The organism is Sphaerochaeta sp. S2 (assembly GCF_016406725.1).
In the GTDB taxonomy this organism is placed as follows: domain Bacteria; phylum Spirochaetota; class Spirochaetia; order Sphaerochaetales; family Sphaerochaetaceae; genus Sphaerochaeta.
Genome location: NZ_JAEKNT010000436.1, coordinates 1 through 1,776, shown reverse-complemented (window position 1 = coordinate 1,776; position 1,776 = coordinate 1). Strand labels below are relative to the sequence as shown.

Annotated in this window: 4 protein-coding genes; all 4 read left to right on the top strand. The window is 47.1% G+C overall.

Translation table 11 applies throughout. From position 1 onward, the window contains the following. Positions 1–397: single-stranded DNA-binding protein (locus JF818_RS12475; protein WP_370570339.1), on the top strand; the 397-nt coding region annotated here is incomplete at its 5' end. Positions 398–576: 179 nt separating this feature from the next. Next, entirely contained in the window at positions 577–843 is a 267-nt protein-coding gene (locus JF818_RS12470; protein ID WP_198892318.1) for a type II toxin-antitoxin system Phd/YefM family antitoxin, read from the top strand. A 43-nt stretch (positions 844–886) separates the two neighbouring features. Beyond that, positions 887–1,165: a type II toxin-antitoxin system RelE/ParE family toxin gene (locus JF818_RS12465; RefSeq protein WP_198892317.1), complete on the top strand. Its 279-nt coding sequence runs from the start codon at positions 887–889 to the stop codon at positions 1,163–1,165. 61 nt (positions 1,166–1,226) lie between these two features. Continuing rightward, positions 1,227–1,776 (top strand): SDR family NAD(P)-dependent oxidoreductase (locus tag JF818_RS12460; protein WP_198892316.1); only part of this gene is annotated, 550 nt, incomplete at its 3' end.

Here is a 1,776-nt window from a genome sequence, read left to right as displayed (position 1 = left end):
CTTGTATCATGGGCAAGTTGTCATTGAAGGAAACCTTGTAAGGGACCCTGAGCGTGTAGAACTTGGGGAGAATACAAGCGCGATGACAAAGTTTGCTATCGCTGTTAATCGGTTCTTTCGTAATGCAAAAGCAGAAGCCGTGGAAGAGGTGATGTTCATCAACGTTCAAGCATGGGGGACACTGGGTAAGAACTGCATGACTTATCTACAGAAAGGAAGGGGAGTGAGAGTGGTTGGAAGACTTCGCCAAGAGCGTTGGACTGACAAGGATGGAGGAAACCGGGAGCGCATCCTCGTGGTAGCTGAGCATGTTGAGTTCAAGAAAGAGCCAAATACAACTACTAAAGCAGAAGAGCGTGAAGAACTTGATGAACTTGACCAGGAGATTGCATTCTGAGTGCATCGAGCTCACGTTGGATCTAAGGCCTCTCCTGAAGTATGCGGGGGAGGCTGGCATGGTAGCGAACATGGCTGTGTAGTGTTGCTTGGGTCTCTTTTTGATAATTTATTGGATGGTGCAGATACTACTTCTTGTAAAATTAGCATAATTATGCTAATTCCTGGATGGAGGATCCGATGAAACCTAAGCTGATTAGACCAGTGAGCGACCTTCGCAACAATTTCTCAGAGATCTCAAGGGTGGTTCATGAGACCCAGCAACCGATAATACTGACCCGTCAAGGGTATGGTGACATGGTAGTGTTGAGTATGGAGGCATATGAGAATATGCGTTACGATAGTGAGGTTTATTTGAAGCTCCAAGAGGCTGAACGTGAAGCCCTTTCTTCAGGTGCTCGTTATTCCTCGAAGGATGTTCTAAAGGCAATGAAGGATGTCCTCTGAGAAAGTCTATCAATTGGAGTATCTGCCAGCACCACGGTATGATATGGCCGAGATTGTACGATACATCAGTAGGACACTTCTTAACAGGCAAGCCGCTGAGGCGCTTGCGGAGCGTTTTGTCTCCTCAGCTGAACGGGTGGGAGAAAATCCATACATAGCAGCCGTATATTATCCCGTAAAACCATTGTCCCACGACTACAGAATGGTCATGGTTGAGAATTATAGTATGTTCTACTGGGTGGATGAGTTGGAGAAAAAAGTAACCATTGCCCGTGTCGTGTATGCAAGACGTAATTCTTTTTCGAATTTGGATATACACTGATTCGTCCTATAGGTATTGCGCCATCAATGCTGGAAGAGATGCGTAGACAAAGGATAGGCATATGAGTATGAACATTCTCGTTACCGGGGCAAGTGGAGGTATGGGATTCTCAACCTGCCAGCAATTGGTAGCTTCCGGATACACCGTATACGGTCTGGACCGGCAAGAACCCGATCGATCGTTCTCCTTCCGGTTTCTGAGAGCCGACATAACTGACAGCACCCGACTGACAGCTGCTTTCAAGCGTATCAAGGAAGAGGCCGGATCTCTTACAGCGATCCTCCACTTTACAGGGGTGTATGACCTGAACTCTCTTATTGAGATTCCCGAAGATGAGTTTGTCCGAATTTTCGATATCAATCTCTTTGGTGTGTACCGCATCAACCGACTTTTTCTTCCCCTATTGGAACCTATGGGAAGGATTATTATTACAACCAGCGAATTGGCGCCTCTGGATCCCCTTCCGTTTACCGGAATGTACGGTACTACCAAAACAGCGCTCGAGAGCTATGCATATGCGCTTCGTATGGAACTCCAGCTTCTCGGGTATAGTGTATCAGTAATACGCCCCGGAGCAGTACGGACCGGAATCTTAGGGGTCTCCACAGACC

Excerpts from the sequence above, each read along its gene's own strand:
- JF818_RS12470 (WP_198892318.1), top strand. The coding sequence starts at position 577 with ATGAAACCTAAGCTGATTAGACCAGTGAGCGACCTTCGCAACAATTTC.
- JF818_RS12465 (WP_198892317.1), top strand. The coding sequence starts at position 887 with ATGGCCGAGATTGTACGATACATCAGTAGGACACTTCTTAACAGGCAA.